Raw genomic sequence first — 20380 nt, 5'->3', positions numbered from 1 at the left:
AAGAGCTAGACCATTTTGGCATGCACAGTCATGGTGAAGATGGTCTAGCGCCGAAGCGGGCTGCATGAAGTTCGGCGCGGCGCCGCTGGATCAGGCCAAGGGCGCAATCATGGCGCACAGTCAGCGGGTCGGTGAGCGGATGATCCGCAAAGGCTCGTTGCTGGACGAAGCAGCGATCGAGGCGCTGCGCGGCGCCGGGCGGTCCGAGGTGATCTGCGCCAGGCTGGAACCCGGCGACGTGCCCGAAGACGTCGCCGCCGACCGCTTGGCAACCCCCCTCGTCTCACCGCTGCTGGCTCGGTCGCGTGCCGCCACCGGGCGCGTCAACCTGTTGGCCGAGGCGCCCGGATTGCTGCGCATCGACGCAGCCAGGATCGACCGGCTGAACACCATCGACGAAGCGCTGACCATCGGAACCCTGCCCGACTATGCCGTGGTGGCGCCGAAGGACCTTATCGCCACCATCAAGATCATCCCATTCTCGGTGCCGGGCAACGTGCTCAGTGTCGCCGAGGCGCTGGTCCGCCAGGGCCCCAGGCCGATGACCTTGCATCCGTTCCGACCGCTCAAGGTCGGCTTGGTGGTCACCGAATTGCCGGGTCTGAAGGACAGCGTCACCGATAAGACGATCGCGATAACCGAGGCACGCATCACCGCGCTGACCGGCAGTCTGCTACCCCCGGTTCGCTGCCCGCATCGGCAGGACGCAATCGGCCGCGCGCTCGAAAACCTGGTCGCCGCGGGCGCCGACCTGCTGCTGGTGATCGGCGCCTCCGCCGTGGTCGACCGGCGCGATGTCGGGCCGGCTGGCATCGTCCACGCCGGCGGCGAGATCCTGCATTTCGGCATGCCGGTGGATCCCGGCAACCTGATCTGCCTTGGCCGCATCGGCGAACGCCCGGCCCTGGTGCTGCCGGGATGCGCCCGCAGCCCAAGCCTGAACGGCATCGACTTCGTGTTGACCCGGCTGTTCGCCGGGGTCCCGGTTACCCCGCGCGACCTGATGCGCATGGGCGTCGGCGGACTGCTGAAAGAGATGGAGACCCGCCCGATGCCAAGGGCGAAGGCACCGGCGACACCTCGTTCGGGGGCCGCGCCGCGCAGCGCGCCGCTGATCGCGGCGGTAATCCTGGGCGCCGGGCGATCGCGGCGGATGGCGCCGCACAACAAGCTGCTGGTCAGCGATAAGTCCGGCAAGCCGATGATCGCCAGGGTAGTCGACAATATCCTGTCGTCCAACGCCCGACCGATCCTGGTGGTGACCGGACACCAGGCCGAACACGTCGGGCATGCGCTGGGCGGACGTCCGGTGCGGTATGTGCATGCCGATGATTACGCCGAAGGCCTGTCGGCCAGCCTGAAGGCCGGGATCGCCGCGGTGCCGCCAGAATGTGCCGCCGCGATCGTTTGCCTCGGTGACATGCCGCTGGTAACCGGTCGGATGATCGACCGGCTGCTGTCGATGTACGATCCTGACGAGGGCCGCCTGATCGTGCTGCCGACATTCCGCGGCAAGCAGGGCAACCCGATGCTGTGGGACCGCCGGTTCTTTGCCGAAATCCTGCAAATCTCCGGCGATTCGGGCGCACGCTTCCTGGTCAGCAAGCACACCGAATCACTGTGCGAGGTCGAAATGGCGGACGATGCGGTGCTGCGCGACTTCGACACCACGGAATCGCTGACCACGCTGCCTCGGGGCATGCGACCGGCCGGGGTGGGCTGACCCGGCCCAGCCTGGACCTTGAACCAGCCAACGCTTTGGGCCAACAGGACGACATGACGAAGACGATTGCGGTTCAGGTAGGCATCATGGGCGCCGGCCCGGTCGGCGGCACGATCGCCTGCCGCCTCGCCGACGCCGGCGTCAGCGTCGCGTTGGTCGACCGCGCCGTGCTGCCGCCCATGGAGAACCCGGCGTTTGATGGCCGCGCCTACGCGATCGCCGCCGGGTCGCGGGGCTTGCTCGAAGATGCCGGACTGTGGCGGGCGCTCGACGTCGTCCCTAACCCGATCCGCGATATTCGCGTCAGCGACGGGCGGGTCGGCCGAACGCCGTCGCCGCTGCACTTGCACTTCGACCATCGCGACGCCGGCCGAGACCCCCAACCATTCGGCTGGATGGTGGAGGCGCGGGCGCTGCGCAAGGCGTTGAACGCGCGGTTTCCGACGTTGCCGAAACTGCATCTGTTTGCACCCGCCACCGCCACCGTTATCCGTCAGGATGATCGCTGCGTCGTCGCCCTGCACGGCGGACCGATGATCGAGTGTCAATTGCTGATCGCCGCCGAGGGTCGCGACTCGCCACTGCGAGAGCAGGCCGCCATCCCCTTGACCCGGATCCCCTACGGCCAGACCGCGATCGTCTGCGCCATCTCTCATCAGCGCCCACATCACGATCTGGCCATCGAGCACTTCCTCCCCGGCGGACCGTTCGCCGTTTTGCCAATGGCCCCCAGTAGCGACGCGATCTCCGGTGGCGCGCCCCACGTATCGGCAATCGTATGGACGGAACGCCAAGACGTCGCGGTCGCCTCGCTGGCCCTGGACGACGACCGGTTCGGTCGCGAGGTCGGCCGCCGCCTGGGTTCTCACCTGGGCGCGATTCGCCCGGTCGGGCGGCGATGGAGCTACCCATTGTCGGCGATGATCGTGCAGCGCTACGTCGATCACCGGCTAGCACTGGCCGGTGATGCGGCGCACGGCATCCACCCGATCGCCGGCCAGGGCCTGAATCTGGGTCTGCGTGACGGGATCGCGCTGGCTGGCCTGATCATCGCCGCCACCCGAGCCGGGCAGGATGTCGGCAATCCGGCGCTGCTGACGCACTATCAGCGCGCCCGGCAGCCGGATAATCTGCTGATGTTCTCCGCCACCGATGGTCTCGGCCGGCTGTTCGGCACCGAACGCAGGCTGCTGCGCGCGACCCGCGACCTGGGCATCGGCGCGGTCAATCGCACGACCGCGACGAAGCGCATGTTCATGCGACAAGCGATGGGATTAGCGCCGACCGGCGATTGAGGTCTCTGTCACCTCAACCCCCGCGTGGAATGCCCCAATCGTGCAGAAACGCCTGCAGCACTGACAGGAATCCGGCCGGATTGTCGGCATGCACCCAGTGGCCAGCCCGCTTCACCGCAACGAAGCGGGCGGCGCCGAACTGGCTGCGGATGATCGGACGGTGCTCGTCGCGCACATAGTCGGATCGGTCGCCGGTCACGAACAGCGCCGGTCCCGCATAGCTGCCGGGCAGCTTCGCCCAACCCTCCAGATCGGCAATCGCGGCTGTGATCTCGGCCAGGCCGATGCGCCAGCGCGGCTGAGCCCCAAAACGCAAATTCTGCAACAGGAACGCCCGGATCTCGGCGCTCGGCACCGCCGATGCCAGCATCGCGTCGGCCTGCTGCAGACTGAGCGTCGGGCTCAGCGGGATCGCCGCCATGGCCCGCGCGATCGCCTCGTTGCCGTGCTGGTAGTCGACCGGCGCGATGTCGGCGACCAGCAGGCGCCCGACCCGGCCGGGCCAGCGCAGCGCCATCGCCATCGCCGCCTTGCCGCCCATCGAATGGCCGATCACCGCCGCCGTCTCGATGCCCAGCGATTGCAGCGTCTCGCGCACGTCCTCGGCCTGGGTCGCATAGCCCAGGTCGGATGCGTGCGGGCTGTCGCCATGGTTGCGCATGTCCAGCGCGACGACCCGGAAATGCGGCGCGATCGCGCGCTGTATCGCGCCCCAATTGCGCGCGGCGCCAAACAGTCCATGCAGCAGCGCGACAGGTGGGCCCTCGCCGCTCTGCAGGGTGTGCAGGATCAACCCGGCCTCCGCTTCGGCCAGGCGGCGGCAGCGACCCCGACCATGATTAGCGCGGAACCGGCCAGCAGGTCCGGCGTGAAAGGCTCGCCCAGAAAAAGGTTCGCCATGATCAGGCTGACCGCCGGCGTAGTCAGGAAGCCGACCGAGGACACCAGGGTCGGCAGTTTCGCCGTTGCCTCCATCACGCACCAGGTTCCAAGCGGGCCGGCGATCAGGCCGACATAACCAAGCGCCCACCACGCCGCCGCACCATTGCCCAGGCTTCCGTGTGGAGCATGCCACCACACCAGCGGCGCCAGCACCAGCGACCCGATCAGAAAGCACCACGGCAGCAGCGCGAACATCGACAGCCTGGGTCGGGCGGCGCGGGTGACGATGATCGCGATCGACCAGGACAGGCTGGCGCCAAGCAGGAAGACGTGGCCGATCAACACATCGCCGGACGACCAATCGATCGCCAGCGGATTGATCAGCACCGCCACCCCGATCAGGCCCAGCGCCGCGGCCACCCAACGGCGGGCGGGGATCTGCTCGCGCAGGAAGATCAGCGACAGCGGCACCACCCAGATGGTGGTGGTGTTCGCCAGGATCGCGGTGCGGCCGGCCGGGACCCAGGCGACGGCCTCATAGGCCAGCGCGAAGTAGGTGCCCAATTGAAAGCCGCCGATCGCAAGCAAGGCCGGCAAGTCCTCGCGGGTGGGAACCCGCAGCCGCCCGGTAACCGCCAGCACCAGGTACGCGACCAAGCCGGACAGCACCGCTCGGCCTTCGGCAAACCAGAGCGGGGTGGTCCCCGCGCCGATGGCCATTTTGGCCAGCGGCCACGCGCTCGACAACATCACGACCGAGGCCAGCAATTGGATCAGTCCGCCGATCGAAATCTTGCTGCTAGTCAGCTCGGCGGCAGAAGGGCGGAAAACGGACAACGAATCACGGTCACGACAATCGGCTATATCAACCGCCGGGGACGTCCTTGGTCAACAGCGCCGGATAGTTGGCGTCGTGGCGCCCGGCCAGGACTTTCTCCTCATCCTCCATGTGCGCGTCGTGGTCTTCCTGAACCCGCTCGGGCTGCTGGTCTTGCGCCCGCGGCTCCTGGTCCGGTTGCTGGGCAGCGCGTTTTTGTTCCGGAACGGCATTTTTTGTATTTTCGGCCGAATTAGCCATCTTTGTTCTCCCCTGCTCGGAGGGCCAACGGAAATCGGCCGCTAGCGTTGCCTGTTTTCATGGCAGTAGTTGGCCGGAATGGCCGAGAATTCACGCGATCGGGAAGCATAGACTGTGGTTACGGCGGCGCACAATTGAATTTTGTTGGTCGCGATACCAGCAACCCTGCGTCCGGACTGGTCGAAATGGATTAATTCCCGCTAAACATCCAGCAAGGTCAAACCGGGGGCAATGGGCATGCTGCGAAATTGGCACAAGGTCGGCTGCGCCGGTGCCATCGCCCTCGCGCTGGCCATCAGCGGGTGCAAGAAGGCCAATCAGTATGCGCCGCCGCCGCCGCCGAAGGTGTCCGTCGCCAAGCCGGTCGAACAAAAGATCACCCGCTACCTCGAAGCGACCGGCAATACCGCCGCCGTCGCCTCGGTCGATCTGGTGGCTCGGATTCAGGGTTTCCTGCAGGGCATCAGCTATACCGATGGCGCCGAAGTGAAGACCGGTGACATCCTGTTCACCATCGAACCGCTGCCGTATCAAGCGAAATTGCAGCAGGCACAGGCCGCCGAGGCCTCGGCCCAGGCCACGCTGAATAACGCCCAGATCAACTTCGCCCGCCAGCAATCGCTGCAGCGCGGCGCGGTGGCATCGGTGCAGAACCTCGATGACGCCCGAGCCCAGCGCGACACTGCCCAGGCCAACCTGGTGCAGGCGCAAGCCAGCACCAAGCTCGCCGCGATCGACTATGGCTATACACGGGTGCTCGCGCCGTTCAACGGCCGGGTATCGGCGCATCTGGTGTCGATCGGCGATCTCGTCGGGTCGCAGCCCACCAAGCTGGCGACGATCGTGCAGATGCAGCCGATCTACGTCACCTTCAGCGTCAGTGAGCAGGTGGTGATCCGCATCCGCGCCAGTGTCGCGCGCGGCGGCAAGCCCGGCGGAGGGCTGCAGACCATCCCGGTTGAGATCGGCCTGCAGGGTGAGACCGGTTACCCCCACCGCGGCCACATGGATTACGTCGCGCCGACCGTCGATGCCTCCACCGGAACGTTGCTGGCGCGCGGTGTGCTGGACAACGCCGATGGCACCCTGCTGCCGGGCTACTTCGCCCGCGTGCGGGTGCCGCTGGAAACCGGCGTCAGCGCCCTGATGGTGCCCGATGCCGCGATGGGTGCCGATCAGGGCGGGCGCTACCTGCTGGTGGTCGGCAAGGACGACGTGGTAGCGCAAAAACATGTCACTACCGGGCCGATCGAGGGCAACCTGCGGGTGATCGAAAGCGGCCTGCATCCGGACGATCTCGTGGTGATCGACGGCCTGCAGCGAGCGGTGCCGGGTCAGAAAGTTGAACCAACCTCGGTCAATGTGGCGACCGCCGGGAAATGATCGCAAAATTCTTCATCGAGCGGCCGGTGCTGGCCAACGTGCTGGCGATCCTCTTCGTGCTGATCGGCGGCGTATCGCTGTTCACCCTGCCGGTCGCGCAACTGCCGAACGTGGTGCCCCCGACGGTGCAGTTGACCACTCGCTATCCCGGCGCCAACGCAAGTGACGTGATGAACGCCGTCGCCCTGCCGATCGAGCAGCAGGTCAACGGCGTCCAAGGCATGCTGTACATGCAGTCGAACAGCGCCAGCGACGGCACCTATGCGCTGGTCGTCACCTTCGCCATCGGCACCGACCTCAATTTCGCCCAGGTACTGGTGCAGAACCGGGTGGCAAGCGCCATGGCCTCGCTGCCGCAGTCGGTTCAATCGCAGGGGGTCACCGTTCAGCAGCGGTCCACCGCGATCCTGGGGATCGTCACCCTTGCTTCCCCAAGCGGCCAGTATGACGGCCTGTATCTCAGCAACTACGCCGCGATCAACCTGCAGCAGCAAATCGCCAGGCTTCCCGGTGTCGGCACGGTAACGGTGTTCGGTGCTGGCCAATACGCCATGCGTGTGTGGCTGGATCCGGCGCTGATGCAGGCGCGCGGCTTGACCGTAAGCGACGTGACCTCCGCCTTGCAGCAGCAAAGCACCCAGGTCACCGCCGGACAGATCGGTGCCCCGCCGGCAACCGGCCAGGATTTTCAATACACCTTGAACGTCGCCGGACGGCTGAGCGACCCCGCGCAGTTTGCCGATGTCATCGTCAAGACTGGAGCGGATGGCGCGGTCACCCGGATCCGCGATATCGGCCACGTGGAGCTGGGAGCGCAAACCTACTCCCAGGCGTTCACCTCGAACGGCAAGCCGGCGGCCGGCATGGCGGTGTTCCAGTCGCCCGGCGCCAACGCGCTGACCGTGGCGAAAGAGGTCCGCGCCAAGATGGCGGAACTGGCAGGCGCGTTTCCGCAGGGCCTGTCGTGGGACATGCCGTTCGACACCACGCGCTTCGTCTCTGCCTCGGTCGATGAAGTCTACAAGACGCTGATCGAGGCCGGCGTGCTGGTGCTGATCGTCATCCTGGTGTTCCTCCAGGACATCCGAGCCACGCTGGTGCCGGCGACCACGGTTCCGGTGACCATCATTGGCGCCTTCGCGGCGATGGCCGCGCTGGGCTTCACTATCAACCTTTCGACCTTGTTCGCCATCGTCCTGGCGATCGGCATCGTAGTTGACGACGCCATCGTGGTGGTGGAAGGGGCGGCACACTATATCGAAAGCGGATTGAACGGGCACGATGCCGCGGTCAGCGCCATGCGCGACCTGTTCGCGCCGATCATCGGCATCACCCTGGTGCTGATGTCGGTGTTCATTCCAGCCGCGTTCCTGCCCGGCTTGACCGGGGGGCTATACGCCCAGTTCGCCCTGGTGATTGCCGCCACCGCGCTGATCAGCGCGGTCAACGCGGCAACGCTGAAGCCGACGCAGTGCGCGCTGTGGCTACGACCCACCGTGCCGATGGAACAGCGCAACTGGTTCTATCGCGGCTTCAACCGCGGCTACGCCCGGCTGGAGCGCTGGTATGTCGGCCTGGTCGGAGCGATGACCCGCCACAGCGCACTGATGGTGATCCTGGCATTGATCCTGATGGGGGGCGGCATCTGGGGCCTGGCAAGGCTGCCGACCGGGTTCCTGCCGCTGGAGGACCAGGGATACTTCGTTGTCGCGGTGCAATTGCCCGACAGCGCCTCCCTGGGCCGGACGCGGGCGGTGATGGACAAGGTCCAGCACGCGGTCAGCGGGGTCCCTGGCGTGGAAAACGTCGTGGCGATCTCGGGCATTTCGGTGCTCGACAACAGCGCCTCGCTGTCCAACGCCGGCGTCGCATACGTCATGTTGAAGGACTGGAGCCAGCGCACCTCCGCCAAGGAGGGTCTGCTGGGAATGTTCCAGGCCCTCAGCGCCGCGGTGGCACCGATCGAGGACGCAACAATCCTGGTGGTCCCGCCGCCGGCGATCCAGGGGATCGGCAATTCCGGCGGCTTCACCATGCAGGTCGAACTGCGCGACGGCAGCGCGGATTTCTCCAAGCTGCAGTCTTTGACGCGAACCATCGTGCAAGACGCAAGTTCGCAGTCCGGTCTGGCGCACATGAACGCGACGATCCGCGCCAACGTGCCCCAAATGTCGGTCGCGGTGAACCGCACCCAGGCCGAGGCACTACAGATCACCACGGCCCAGGTATTCCAGACGCTTTCAACCTATGTCGGGTCCAGCTTCGTCGGTCAGATCAACAAGTTCGGGCTGACCTTCCAGGTCTATGCGCAGGCCAACTCCTCGGCGCTGCTGACCCCGGCGGAGATCGAGGCGCTGCCGGTGAAAGCCGGCAACGGCACCATGGTGCCTTTGGGCACGGTGGTAAATATCACCCCTAGCACCGGACCAGCCGTGGTGCAGTTATACAACCTGTATCCGTCCGCCACCGTGATCGGATCGCCGGCGGCGGCCTTCAGTTCGGGTGAGGCGCTCGACCTGATGGACCAGATAGCACAAAAGGCACTGCCGCGCGGCACCGGATCGGAATGGACCGCGATGTCGTACCAGGAAAAAGCCGTCGGCAACCAGATGTATCTGGTTTTCGCGCTGGCGATCCTGTTGGTTTACCTGGTGCTGGCCGGCCAGTACGAAAGCTGGCTGGCACCGATTTCGGTGGTGCTCGCGGTGCCGCTGGCGCTGCTGGGTCCGGTTCTGACGCTGACCGGGCTTGGCATCGACAACAACCTCTACACCCAGATCGGCCTCATGCTGCTGATCGCGCTCGGCGCCAAGAATGCCATCCTGATCGTCGAGGTGGCGCGCGAACAGCGTATCCTGCACGGCGCTTCCATCCTCGATGCCGCAGTCGGCGCCGCGCGCGCCCGGCTGCGCCCGATCCTGATGACCTCGTTCGCCTTCATCCTTGGCGTGCTGCCCCTGGTGTTTGCCACCGGGGCAGGGGCGAATGCCAGGAAGTCGATCGGCATTTCGGTCTCCACCGGAATGCTGGCGTCAACCTGCCTCGCGGTGGTGTTCGTGCCCTGCTTCTTCGTGCTGATCCAAAGCCTGGAAGAACGGCTGGCGCGGCGCAAATCGCCCGCACCGACCAGAACCACCTGAATCTTAGAACGCAATCAGTCCCGACGTTCGCGAAACAATCCCAACTTCTCCTGCGCCGTGCGGTCGGAGTAGCCGAACAGCACCAGTTCGCTGTCCGCCCGCAGCACCAGTTCGCGCCACGACGGCACCACGAACGTATCGCGCGGCTGCAGGTCGATGTCCTCTCCGTCAACCCGAGCGCTGCCGCTGCCTTTGACCACGACAAAGATCGTGCCGTCGGTCGAGGCGCGCGGCCGCGAGCTGAATCCGCCGGGCAGCAGCCGCACATGGGCCGAGATCGTCGGCATCACTGCACCCCCGTCGGCCGGGTTGGTGAACTCCAGCGCATAGCCCAAATGCGGATCGGGATCGCCGTCGCGAGCGGTGTGCCGCAGCGACTCACGCCAGTCCGAATACGGATAATGGAACAGCGGCTGTCTCGTTGAACGGCGGTCGGTCGCGGTGCCGCGCATCGGCCGCATGTTGCGTCCATAGCGCAACAGAGTGTCGCCCGGCGGCACGGTTTCCGGGTGCGCCGACGCCGGCAGGTGTTCGGCAAAGCTGGCGTCGAAATTCAGCACCGTCGGAAGATCGAGACCGTCCAGCCAGATCATCGGCTGGGTCGAGGTGTTGCCGTGGTCGTGCCACTGCCAACCCGGCGTCAGCACCAGATCGAATGGCCGCATCAGCGCTTTTTCGCCATCGACCGCGGTGAACGCGCCGTCACCCTCCATCACGAAGCGCAAGGCGCACTGGGCGTGGCGATGACACGGCGCGATCTCGCCGGGCAGGATCAGTTGCAGGCCGGCGTATAGGCTGGAGGTAATCGACGACGATCCGGGCAGCCCGGGATTTTCCATCACCAATACCCGCCGTTCCGCCTGCTCGGCGCTGATCAGGTCGCCGGCCCGCAGCAGATAGTCGCGGGCGTCGGCATAGCGCCAGCGGTGCGGCCGCGCCGGCGACCGCGGCTGAGGCGTCACCAGGGCACCCAGCACCTCCCACAGCGGATAAAGGCTGCGCGGCTGCATCTCCGCATACAGCACCTGCAACTGGGCGGCGGCGTCATTTCTCAGAGTTGCGGACATCGCTCGGTTCCTTCACGCCGGAAAGATCAAACTGTTCGGAATCATCTCGGAATCAAACACAACGATCCGCTGCCGTAGCAGCAGCCGCCCATCGTCCACCACCACGACGTCGTGGCAGACGGCCGACAGCACGATCTCGGTCTGCTTGTCGATCAGCGTCTGCACCATCAGCAGATTGTGCCGCACCTGCACGCTGGTGTCGTCGCACTGCTCGATTTGCAGCGGCCCGGGAAACCGGCGGTAGCTGCGCGGAGCATACATCTGGGTCCGCGTCAGGCCCATGACCCGGTCGATCAGCATACCGCGGCTCTCTGCATAGATCGTGGAAAGCGTATAGCCGGCCTCATAATTCTCCCGAGGAATGACACGATAGATGCAAGCCTCGGTGAACAAGCCAGGCCATTCGTCAAGCCGCACATCGTCCAGCGCGCTGTAATATCCGTCGTAGAAATCGCGCACCGCGTCGCGTTCGATCATAGTCCCATCGCCTCGCGCCAGTAACGATACATGCCGCGGATGCCGACCTCGGTGACCATGTGGTCGACACTCTCGATCTCGCGCCCGCCCATCATCACCAGCGCCTCCTGCTCGGGATACTGGCTGAAGCCCTGTTGCGACATCTCGATGATTTCGCTGTCGTCTGCCGAAACGAAGCCAGCCGGCCCGAACAGGTTGGCCTGCCGAGTGCGCCGCAGCCGCATCTCCGGCGGGTCGTCGGCATAGCACCAATGGGTCCAGTGAAAATCGAACCCGGCCGGCCCGGTCGGCACAATCTGGCGCACGCTGACCGAGTTGCAGTTCTGCTGCAGCACCACGCTGGGAAACACGGTGATCATGCCGACCGCGTCGTCGCCGGGAAATTCCTTGACCGCATCCATGATGCACGCATCGGCCAGCCGGATGTCGTTGCGGAACGTGCGCATCTCGGCGGTAACCTCGTTGGCCTCCTGCTTGCCCGTGCGGCTGATCAGGATTCCATGTCGCCCGCTGGGGTCAACCTCGGTAGCGGATTTCTGATCGGCGCGGAACAGCCCGAATGTGACGAAGAAAACGTGCAGCAGGGACGCATGGTAGGGGTCCTTGATATTCTCCTGCATCAGCTTCCAGTTGCCCGGAATATGCTGACGATTGTAGCCCAGAACCTCGAGTTTCCTTCCGTCGTAGACACGTGTGTAGTGCCGCCAGAACCGCGCCCCCAGATAATCGCGAAACGCCGGCGTCGCGTCCGAGAATGTCGCCCAGACCAACCCGTTGACCACTTCGACCCGAAGCTTGCGCAGGCTGTGCTGTTTCGGATCGAAATCGGCCGGCATGCCGCCCTGGCCACGAACCCCGCGCCGGAACGCCGCGCCTTGCAGGTCGCCGCGCAGAGTGTAGTTCCACTGGTGATACGGGCACAGCAGGTCCTTGGCGTGGCCCTTGCGCACCTGGCAGAATTTCACCCCGCGATGCGCACAGCGGTTCTCCAGCACGCTGACCTCGTCCACGTCGCTGCGCACCACCACCACCGGACGTTCGCCGAGCGTGGTGGTCTTGAAGTCGCCGACCTCGGGTATTTCCGCTTCCAGCGCGCAGAACAGCCAGTGCGGCCCATACCAGATCCGCTGCAGTTCCGCGGCGTAGACATCCGGATCGGAATACACCCAATAAGGCACCCGGCCCGCGCTATCGCTGGGCCAGGTCCGGCTGATTTTGTCCATGGCGTGCCTCCAGTGCCAGTCTGGGCCGCCGAAAGCGGCGGTGTCAAAATCGCCGTCCGCGCGGCCGTGACCGCCCCGCTTGCACAAGGACCACAGCATGCTGAATGGAAAATCCGCGCTGGTGACCGGATCGCTCGGCGGCATCGGCTTCGCCACCGCCAAGGCACTTGCCGAACTCGGCTGCGACATTACCCTGAACGGGTTCGCCCCGCCCGAGGTCATCGCCGACCGATTGGCCGAATTACGCGCCCTGGACGTGAGGGCTCGCCATCACGCCGCCGACCTGCGTCACCCAGACCAGATAAAAGCCCTGATCGAGACCACTCGGGCCGAGCATGGCGGCCCGGACATCCTGGTAAACAACGCCGTCGTGCGCTCGTTCGCCGCGGTCGAGGCTTTCACGCCCGAACACTGGGACGAGGCACTGGCGGTCAATCTGTCAGCCCCGTTCCACGCCATCCGCCTGGCAATGCCACAGATGAAGGCGAAAGGCTGGGGCCGCATCGTCAACATGGCCTCGATCTACGGCCTGTTAGCCACCGTCAACCGCATCGATTACGTCACCACCAAGACCGCCTTGATCGGGCTCACCCGGGCGGTCGCGCTCGAGGTGGCGCGGACCGCCATCACCTGCAACGCGATCTGCCCGGCAACGGTGCTGACTCCGGCCATCGATTGGCGGCTGCGCCAGGAAATGCAGCGCGACGGCACCACGTTCGAGCAAGCCGAGGAAAGCTTTCTGGCCGTCCGCCAGCCGTCGCGCAGCTTCGTCAAGGACGCCAACGTCGCCGGGCTGATTGCTTTCCTATGCGGCCCGCATGGCGCCGATATCAACGGCGCGGCCCTGCCGATCGACGGCGCCTGGGCGGCCGGACGGTAGCGCAACCATGGCCAATCTTCCCCGAGGCCCCGATCAGCACGGATCGTCGCTTTGGAACCCAGGCAACGAAACCCGATGCATGCATTCCAAGCATCGAGACAACGTTTGCTCGCATCGCTACTACAACATCCTCCCGGAACCATAGGCCTTACCGCCACCGTCACCGCCCCTCTTGCACATGCCGCGTCCACCGTGCATTCAGGCACGCGGACTAACCTGGGGAATCAGCCGCGCGTCCTGGACCACGCAATCCCGCGCCCGAACAAGCAACCCCGTGCCTGAAGGATCAGATGCATGCGCCTTGCGGTGCTGAAGGAGCGGCGCGTCGCCGAGACCCGGGTCGCCGCCACCCCGGACACCATCAAAAAGCTGGTCGGGCTCGGCTTGATGGTCGCCGTCGAAGCCGGGGCAGGGGTTGCCGCGTCGATCTCGGACGCCGACTTCACCGCCGCCGGGGCCGAGATCGCGCCCGACGCCGCCGCCGCCCTGGCCGACGCTAACATCGTATTCGCAGTCCAGGCGCCCGGCCCCGAGGAACGCACAAAAATACCCCGCGGCGCCCTGCTGGTCTGCATCGCCGGCGCCTTCGCCAACGCCGAACTGCTGCCCGCACTCGCCTCTGGCGGGATCGATGCAGTCGCTATGGAATTGCTTCCCCGGATCACCCGGGCACAATCGATGGACGTGCTGTCGAGCCAGGCGAACCTCGCCGGCTATCGCGGCGTGATCGAGGCCGCCAATACTTTCCAACGCGGCTTTCCCATGATGATGACCGCCGCCGGCACCGTGCCCCCCGCCAGGGTCTTCATCATTGGCGCCGGGGTCGCCGGCCTGCAAGCCATCGCCACGGCGCGCCGGCTCGGCGCGATCGTCTCCGCGACCGACGTCCGCCCCGCGGCCAAGGAGGAAATCAAGTCGCTCGGTGCCACCTTCGTCGGCGTCGAGGACCAGGAAACCGCCGGCCAGACCGGGGCCTACGCCCGGGAAATGACCGACGCCTTCCGCCAGAAGCAGGCCGAACTTATCGCCGCCACGGTGGCCAAGAACGACATCATCATCTGCACCGCTCTGGTGATGGGCGGCAAGGCGCCGGTCATCGTTACCCAGCCGATGGTCGACAGCATGCGGGCCGGCAGCATCGTCGTCGATCTTGCCGCCGACGCCGGCGGCAACTGTGCCGCGACCGTCCCCGGTGAGGCCACCACCACCGCCAATGGCGTCACCGTGCTGGGCTTCAACAACTGGCCCGGCCGCATCCCGGTCGCGTCCTCGTCGATGTATGCCCGCAATCTGCTGACCTTCCTCACCACGTTCTGGGACAAGGAAGCCAAGACGCCGAACCTGCCGGACAGCGATGACATCATCAAGGGCGTCATGTTGACCCGAGGCGGCACCATCATCCATCCCAACTTCCAGCCGCAAAAAGCCGCCTGACCGTCCCGGAGATCGCCGCAAATGAACCCCAACCAACTGGCGCCAAACCAACTGGCGGATGAAGCCGCGCGGCTGGCCGGCAACGCGCTTGAACTGGCCAACCACGCCCAGAACATGGCGATGGGCGCCGCCACGGCGGTCGCGCCCCAGGTCAATCCGTTCATCTTCCTGCTGGCGATTTTCCTGATGGCCTGCTTCGTCGGCTATTACGTGGTGTGGAACGTGACGCCCGCGCTGCACTCGCCGCTGATGGCGGTGACCAACGCGATTTCCTCGGTGATTATCGTCGGCGCGATGTTGGCGACCGGACTGGCGACGTCGGGCTGGGCCATCCTGTTCGGCTTCATCGCGGTGACGCTGGCCTCGGTGAACATCTTCGGCGGGTTCTTGGTGACGCAGCGCATGCTGTCGATGTTCAGAAGAAAGCAATAAGGCCGCTCCGATGTCCGCCAGCCTGACGTCTCTCGCATACCTGGTCGCCGCCGTGCTGTTCATCCTGGCGCTGCGCGGCCTGTCGTCGCCGGTCACCTCACGCGCCGGCAACCGCTTCGGCATGATCGGCATGGCGATCGCGGTCCTCGCCACGCTGCTGCAGCACGGCATCGGCGGCTATGCCTACCTGCTGATCCTGCTCGGCATCGTGATCGGCGGGGGCACCGGCGTGATGGTCGCGCGGCGCATCCAGATGACCGCGCTGCCGCAGCTGGTCGCGGCGTTTCATTCGCTGGTCGGCTTGGCCGCGGTGTTCGTCGCGGCGGCCGCGCTGAATGCGCCGCAGGCGTTCAAGATCGGCGTGCCCGGCGGAATTCACACCGAAAGCCTGGTCGAGATGTCGATCGGCCTGGCGATCGGCGCGATCACCTTCTCCGGCAGCCTGATCGCGTTCGCCAAACTGCAGGCGCTGATGAAAGGCACGCCGATCACCTTCCCGGGCCAGCATTGGCTCAACCTGGCGCTCGCGGTCGTGCTGCTGGTGCTGGTGGTCAGCTTCGTCGCCACAGGCGGCGAGCAGGTGCTGTTCTGGCTGATCGCGATCCTGGCGCTGGCCCTGGGGTTCCTGATCATCATCCCGATCGGCGGCGCCGACATGCCGGTCGTGGTGTCGATGCTGAACAGCTACTCCGGCTGGGCCGCGGCGGGCATCGGCTTCACCATCCAGAACCTGGCCCTGATCATCACCGGATCGCTGGTCGGCGCGTCCGGTGCGATCCTGTCCTACATCATGTGCAAGGGCATGAACCGCAGCATCGTCAACGTGCTGCTGGGCGGCTTCGGAGCTGGGAGCGCCGGCGGCGCGGCGGCCGGCGGCACGCCCGGTGACCAGACCGTCCGATCCGGCAACTCCGAGGATGCCGCGTTCATCATGAAGAACGCATCCAAGGTCGTGGTGGTGCCCGGCTACGGCATGGCCGTGGCCCAGGCCCAGCACGCACTGCGCGAGATGGCCGATACCCTGAAGCGCGAGGGGGTGGAGGTGAAATACGCCATCCATCCGGTCGCCGGCCGCATGCCGGGCCACATGAACGTGCTGCTGGCCGAAGCCAACGTGCCCTACGACGAGGTGTTCGAACTCGAGGAGATCAACAACGAGTTCTCCACCGCCGACGTCGCCTATGTGATCGGCGCCAACGACGTCACCAACCCGGCGGCAAAGACCGATTCGTCGTCGGCGATCTACGGCATGCCGATCCTCGACGTGGAAAAGGCCCGCACCGTGCTGTTCGTCAAACGGTCGATGGCATCGGGCTACGCGGGTGTGGAAAACGAACTGTTCTTCCGGCCCAACACCATGATGCTGTTCGGTGATGCCAAGAAGATGACCGAGGAAATCGTCGGCGCGTTGGGCGATTAGGGTATCCGTCTTGGTCAAGCGGCGTCCGTCGATTGATGGAGTGATGGAAGGAAAGCCAGGGCTCTGCCCTGGACCCGCCAAGGGGGCGAGCCCCTTGGAACCATTACTGACACAGGCGGGGTGCGCTGTTTAAGCTCCATCGCGCTGCTGCCTGCGCGCGTCCATCCAACCCGCGCCGCACGGTTGGCTCGGCCGGCCCCCTCGACCGCGGCCGCTCTATCGCCTAGCGTTACGCCGAACCGTCGCGGAACGTGAACCGGGCGGAACGCGTTGCATCGGGAGCAATGATGTCAAGTCTCAACTACGCCGCACCAACATCAGTGGACGATGCGGTCAAACTTCTCGCCGGGTCCGCCGGCCTGGCGAAGCCAATGTCGGGGGGCACCGACCTTCTGGTGCAGCTTCGCTCCGGTCGGCTGAAGCCGGACCTGATCGTCGACACCAAGAAAATTCCCGGCATCATCGGGATCCGCCAGGAAAGCGGCGGCTTCGTCATCGGCGCCGCCACGCCAGGCGCCATGGTAGAGGCGCATGCCGAACTGAACGCCGCCTGGCCTGGCCTGGTGGAGGCGCTCGATCTGATCGGTTCCACCCAGATCCAAGGCCGCTGCAGCCTTGCCGGCAACCTCTGCAACGCCTCCCCCGCCGCCGACAGCGTGCCCGCACTCTATGCCGCCGCGGCAACCGCGGTGATCGTCGGCGGCAACGGCCGGCGCGAGATGCCGGTGGAACAGATCCCGACCGGCCCGGGCCGTACCTCGCTGGCAAAGGACGAATTCATCCTCGAATTCAAGCTGCCGCCCCGTCCGCCACGCTCGGCCGACGCCTATCTGCGATTCATCCCGCGCACCGAAATGGATATCGCCGTGGTCGGCTGCGGCGTCAGCGTCACGCTGGACGCAAACGGCGTCTGCACCGCCGCCAGGGTGTCGATCGGCGCGGTGGCGCCGACGGTAATGATGGTGCCGGCGGCAGCCGAGGCGCTGATCGGGCGCACCCTGGATGCCGACACGCTGGCCAAGCTGGACGCCGCTGCACGCGCCGCGGCCAAGCCGATCAGCGACAAGCGCGGCACCATCGACTACCGCACCAAGGTCGCCGGTGTGTTGGCCCGCCGCGCCGCCGCGATCGCCTTCGCCCGCGCCGCGGGCACCCAAGCTACGAAGAACGGAAAGGCTCACTAAGAATGGCGAAGACCTACGTATCCGCGACGATCAACGGCGAACTAACCGAGTTCCTGTGCGAAACCCAGCAGACCTTGCTCGACGTGCTGCGCGATGTGGTCGGCCTGACCGGCAGCAAGGAAGGCTGCGCGTCCGGCGACTGCGGCGCCTGTTCCGTCATCGTCGACGGGCGGCTGGTGTGCGCCTGCCTGGTGCTGGGCGTCGAGGCCGAAGCCACCTCGATCACCACCATCGAGGGCATCGCCCAGGGTGACAAGCTGCATCCGGTGCAGCAGAAATTCCTCGAGCACGCGGCACTGCAATGCGGCTTCTGCACCCCCGGCCTGATCGTCGCCAGCAAGGCGCTGCTGGACGAGAATCCCAATCCCACCGAGACCGAGGCACGCTACTGGCTGGCCGGCAACCTATGCCGCTGCACCGGGTATGACAAAATAATCCGAGCGGTAATGGATGCCGCGGCTGAACTGCGAGGGGAGACTGTGGTATGAACTATGTCGATTCCAGCCTGAAAGTCGTCGGCACCCGGCCCATCCGCCCCGATGGCGTCGACAAAGTGACCGGACGCGCGGTGTTCGCCGCCGATACCAGGGCGTCGGGGATGCTGTGGGGCAAGATGCTGCGCTCACCCCACGCCCATGCTCGGATCGTTTCAATCGACACCAGCAAGGCCGAGGCCTTGAAAGGCGTCTTCGCCGTGGTCACCGCGGCCGACTTCCCCGAGATCCCCTCGGAAGAAGCGTTCGTCGGCGAGGGTCCGATGAATTTCCGCGATCTGGCGCTGAACTGCATGGCGCGGAAAAAGGTGCTGTACGAAGGCCACGCGCTGGCCGCGGTCGCCGCCTCCACCCAGGCGATCGCCGATCAGGCGCTGGCGCTCATCGAGGTGAAATACGATGTCCTGCCGCACGTCATCGACGTCGAGGCGGCGATGGCACCCGACGCACCGATCCTGCACGACGACATGTTCACCACCGGCGTCGATCCGAAGCCCACCAAGCCGTCCAACGTCTCCAAGGTGGTGACCTTCCGCAAAGGCGACGTCGAGGCCGGCTTCAAGCAGGCCGACGTGATTGTCGAGGGCCGCTACACCACCCAACCGGTGCACCAGGGCTACATCGAACCACACGCCTGCCTGGCCACCTACTCGCCGGACGGCCAGGTGCAGATCCACAGCTCCAGCCAGGGCCATTTCATGGTCCGCGCCTACACCGCCAAGCTGCTCGGCCTGAACTTGTCCAACATCCGGGTCAACCCAGCCGAGATCGGCGGCGGCTTCGGCGGCAAGACGCTGGTCTATCTGGAACCCGTCGCGGTGGCGCTGTCGCGCAAATGTGGCCGCACCGTGAAGATGCAGATGACGCGCGAAGACGTGTTCCGTGCCTCCGGCCCGACCTCGGGCGCCTCGATGGAGGTCAAGATCGGCGCCAAGCGCGATGGCACCATCGTCGCCGCCAAGCAGGTGCTGAAATATCAGGCCGGCGCCTTCGCCGGATCGCCGATCGGGCCAGGCTGCATGTGCGGCTTCGCGATGTACGACCTGCCGAACGTCGACGTGGTCGGCTACGACGTGGTCAGCAACCGTCCGAAGGTGGCGGCCTACCGCGCCCCCGGCGCGCCGATCACCTCGTTCGCTGTGGAAAGCCTGATCGACGACCTGGCGATCAAGCTGGGCATTGACGCACTCACCCTGCGCGAGAAGAACGCCGCGAAGAACGGCACCAAGACCCATTACGGGCCGACCCATCAGAACATCGGCTTCACCGCCGTACTGGACGCGGTAAAAGCCCACCCGCATTGGAAGTCGCCGCTGAAGCAAGGGCAGGGGCGTGGCCTAGCCACCGGCTTCTGGTTCAACATCGGAGGCGAGTCGACCGCCCAGGTCCACGTCAACGAAGACGGTTCTGTCACCGCTGCCACCGGCAGCCCCGATATCGGCGGCTCTCGTGCCTCGATCGGCATGATGGTGGCCGAGGTGCTGGGGGTCCCGGCGACTACGGTGCGCACCATCGTCGCCGACACCGCCTCGATCGGCTTCACCCATCTCACCGGCGGCTCCCGGGTCACCTTCGCCACCGGCATGGCGGCGACCCAGGCGGCCGAGAAAGTAGTCGAGGACCTTAAGGCCCGCGCCGCGCAGACCTGGGATATCCCGGTCGAGGCGGTGGAATGGAAGGATGGACAGGCGGTGCCGGCTGGAGCCAACGCCGGCGCGTTCGAACCGCTCGACCTGGCGGCGCTGGCGCTCAAGTCGCCGCGCACCGGTGGCCCGATTCAGGCCGAGGTGTCATTGAACGCCCAAGGCGCCGGCCCAGGGTTCGGCGCGCATATCTGCGACGTTTCGGTGGACCAGGAAACCGGCCACGTCACCATCGAGCGCTACACCGCGATCCAGGACGTCGGCAAGGCGATCCACCCCAGCTATGTGGAAGGCCAGATCCAGGGCGGCGCGGCGCAGGGTATCGGCTGGGCGTTGAACGAGGAGTACATCTACAACGCCAAAGGCCAGATGGAGAATGCCGGCTTCCTCGACTACCGGGTGCCGGTGGCCTCCGACGTGCCGATGATCGAGGCGGTGCTGGTCGAGGTTCCCAACCCGCGCCATCCATTCGGCGCCAGGGGCGTGGGTGAGGTGCCGATCGTGCCGCCAATGGCGGCGATCGCCAATGCGATCCGCGGCGCCACCGGGCTGCGCATGGCGCATCTGCCGATGTCACCGCCCAAGCTGCGCGCGGCGTTCGACGCGGCGGGTTCCTAGCCCGCCC

The 20380-nt window shown here is 65.9% G+C and carries 17 protein-coding genes; 11 read left to right on the top strand and 6 right to left on the bottom strand.

Translation table 11 applies throughout. The features are described 5' to 3' along the window. The first annotated feature begins 64 nt into the window (after positions 1–64). Positions 65–1723, top strand: a complete 1659-nt coding sequence (locus tag ACQY4Y_RS00805; protein ID WP_428488675.1) for an NTP transferase domain-containing protein — start codon at positions 65–67, stop codon at positions 1721–1723. 53 nt (positions 1724–1776) lie between these two features. Next, positions 1777–3018, top strand: coding sequence for a UbiH/UbiF/VisC/COQ6 family ubiquinone biosynthesis hydroxylase (locus tag ACQY4Y_RS00800; protein ID WP_428488674.1), 1242 nt, complete (start codon positions 1777–1779; stop codon positions 3016–3018). Positions 3019–3031: 13 nt separating this feature from the next. Here ACQY4Y_RS00800 and ACQY4Y_RS00795 read toward each other — a convergent pair whose 3' ends face one another. The 3 genes from ACQY4Y_RS00795 to ACQY4Y_RS00785 are packed head-to-tail and all read right to left on the bottom strand — an operon-like array spanning position 3032 to position 4978. Then, positions 3032–3811 carry an alpha/beta fold hydrolase gene (locus tag ACQY4Y_RS00795; RefSeq protein WP_428488673.1) on the bottom strand — a complete coding sequence of 260 codons (780 nt, stop codon included), beginning with the start codon at positions 3809–3811 and terminating at the stop codon, positions 3032–3034. Continuing rightward, entirely contained in the window at positions 3808–4737 is a 930-nt protein-coding gene (locus tag ACQY4Y_RS00790) for a DMT family transporter (protein ID WP_428488672.1), read from the bottom strand. The genes ACQY4Y_RS00795 and ACQY4Y_RS00790 overlap by 4 nt, the downstream gene beginning before the upstream one ends. Before the next feature lie 28 nt (positions 4738–4765). Further along, the gene (locus tag ACQY4Y_RS00785) at positions 4766–4978 is read right to left on the bottom strand and encodes a hypothetical protein (RefSeq protein ID WP_428488671.1); all 213 of its coding nucleotides are present in this window, start codon (positions 4976–4978) and stop codon (positions 4766–4768) included. A gap of 237 nt (positions 4979–5215) precedes the next feature. On the opposite strand from ACQY4Y_RS00785, the gene ACQY4Y_RS00780 reads away from it, so the two are divergent. Next, the gene (locus ACQY4Y_RS00780; protein ID WP_428488670.1) at positions 5216–6361 is read left to right on the top strand and encodes an efflux RND transporter periplasmic adaptor subunit; all 1146 of its coding nucleotides are present in this window, start codon (positions 5216–5218) and stop codon (positions 6359–6361) included. Then, a complete protein-coding gene (locus ACQY4Y_RS00775) occupies positions 6358–9501 on the top strand; it encodes an efflux RND transporter permease subunit (RefSeq protein ID WP_428488669.1) in 3144 nt (1047 codons plus the stop codon). The genes ACQY4Y_RS00780 and ACQY4Y_RS00775 overlap by 4 nt, the downstream gene beginning before the upstream one ends. A gap of 14 nt (positions 9502–9515) precedes the next feature. On the opposite strand, the gene gtdA is transcribed toward ACQY4Y_RS00775, so the two are convergent. Genes gtdA through ACQY4Y_RS00760 form a run of 3 tightly spaced genes read right to left on the bottom strand, consistent with a single transcriptional unit; the run spans position 9516 to position 12268 of the window. Further along, a complete protein-coding gene (gene gtdA / locus ACQY4Y_RS00770) occupies positions 9516–10568 on the bottom strand; it encodes a gentisate 1,2-dioxygenase (RefSeq protein ID WP_428488668.1) in 1053 nt (350 codons plus the stop codon). Positions 10569–10580: 12 nt separating this feature from the next. Then, positions 10581–11045 carry an aromatic-ring-hydroxylating dioxygenase subunit beta gene (locus ACQY4Y_RS00765; RefSeq protein WP_428488667.1) on the bottom strand — a complete coding sequence of 155 codons (465 nt, stop codon included), beginning with the start codon at positions 11043–11045 and terminating at the stop codon, positions 10581–10583. After that, a complete protein-coding gene (locus tag ACQY4Y_RS00760) occupies positions 11042–12268 on the bottom strand; it encodes an aromatic ring-hydroxylating oxygenase subunit alpha (protein WP_428488666.1) in 1227 nt (408 codons plus the stop codon). The genes ACQY4Y_RS00765 and ACQY4Y_RS00760 overlap by 4 nt, the downstream gene beginning before the upstream one ends. Before the next feature lie 97 nt (positions 12269–12365). On the opposite strand from ACQY4Y_RS00760, the gene ACQY4Y_RS00755 reads away from it, so the two are divergent. From ACQY4Y_RS00755 to ACQY4Y_RS00725, 7 genes are all read left to right on the top strand, one after another. After that, positions 12366–13148: an SDR family NAD(P)-dependent oxidoreductase gene (locus ACQY4Y_RS00755; protein ID WP_428488665.1), complete on the top strand. Its 783-nt coding sequence runs from the start codon at positions 12366–12368 to the stop codon at positions 13146–13148. Between the two features lie 294 nt (positions 13149–13442). Further along, complete coding sequence (locus ACQY4Y_RS00750; protein ID WP_428488664.1) at positions 13443–14582, top strand: Re/Si-specific NAD(P)(+) transhydrogenase subunit alpha; 1140 nt, start codon at positions 13443–13445, stop codon at positions 14580–14582. A gap of 21 nt (positions 14583–14603) precedes the next feature. Continuing rightward, the gene (locus tag ACQY4Y_RS00745; RefSeq protein WP_428488663.1) at positions 14604–15014 is read left to right on the top strand and encodes a proton-translocating transhydrogenase family protein; all 411 of its coding nucleotides are present in this window, start codon (positions 14604–14606) and stop codon (positions 15012–15014) included. Between the two features lie 10 nt (positions 15015–15024). Then, a complete protein-coding gene (locus ACQY4Y_RS00740; RefSeq protein ID WP_428488662.1) occupies positions 15025–16434 on the top strand; it encodes an NAD(P)(+) transhydrogenase (Re/Si-specific) subunit beta in 1410 nt (469 codons plus the stop codon). Positions 16435–16721: 287 nt separating this feature from the next. Continuing rightward, on the top strand, positions 16722–17618 hold the full coding sequence (locus tag ACQY4Y_RS00735; protein ID WP_428488661.1) for an FAD binding domain-containing protein: 897 nt from the start codon (positions 16722–16724) through the stop codon (positions 17616–17618). A gap of 2 nt (positions 17619–17620) precedes the next feature. Further along, positions 17621–18106, top strand: coding sequence for a (2Fe-2S)-binding protein (locus ACQY4Y_RS00730; RefSeq protein WP_428488660.1), 486 nt, complete (start codon positions 17621–17623; stop codon positions 18104–18106). Further along, positions 18103–20373 (top strand): xanthine dehydrogenase family protein molybdopterin-binding subunit, encoded by a 2271-nt coding sequence (locus tag ACQY4Y_RS00725; RefSeq protein ID WP_428488659.1) that lies wholly within the window; start codon positions 18103–18105, stop codon positions 20371–20373. Before ACQY4Y_RS00730 ends, ACQY4Y_RS00725 begins: the two co-directional genes overlap by 4 nt. Positions 20374–20380: the final 7 nt, after the last annotated feature.

The sequence above is a fragment of the Rhodopila sp. genome (assembly GCF_965277165.1).
Classification (GTDB): Bacteria; Pseudomonadota; Alphaproteobacteria; order Acetobacterales; family Acetobacteraceae; genus Rhodopila.
This window is presented reverse-complemented; position numbering and strand designations above follow the sequence as displayed.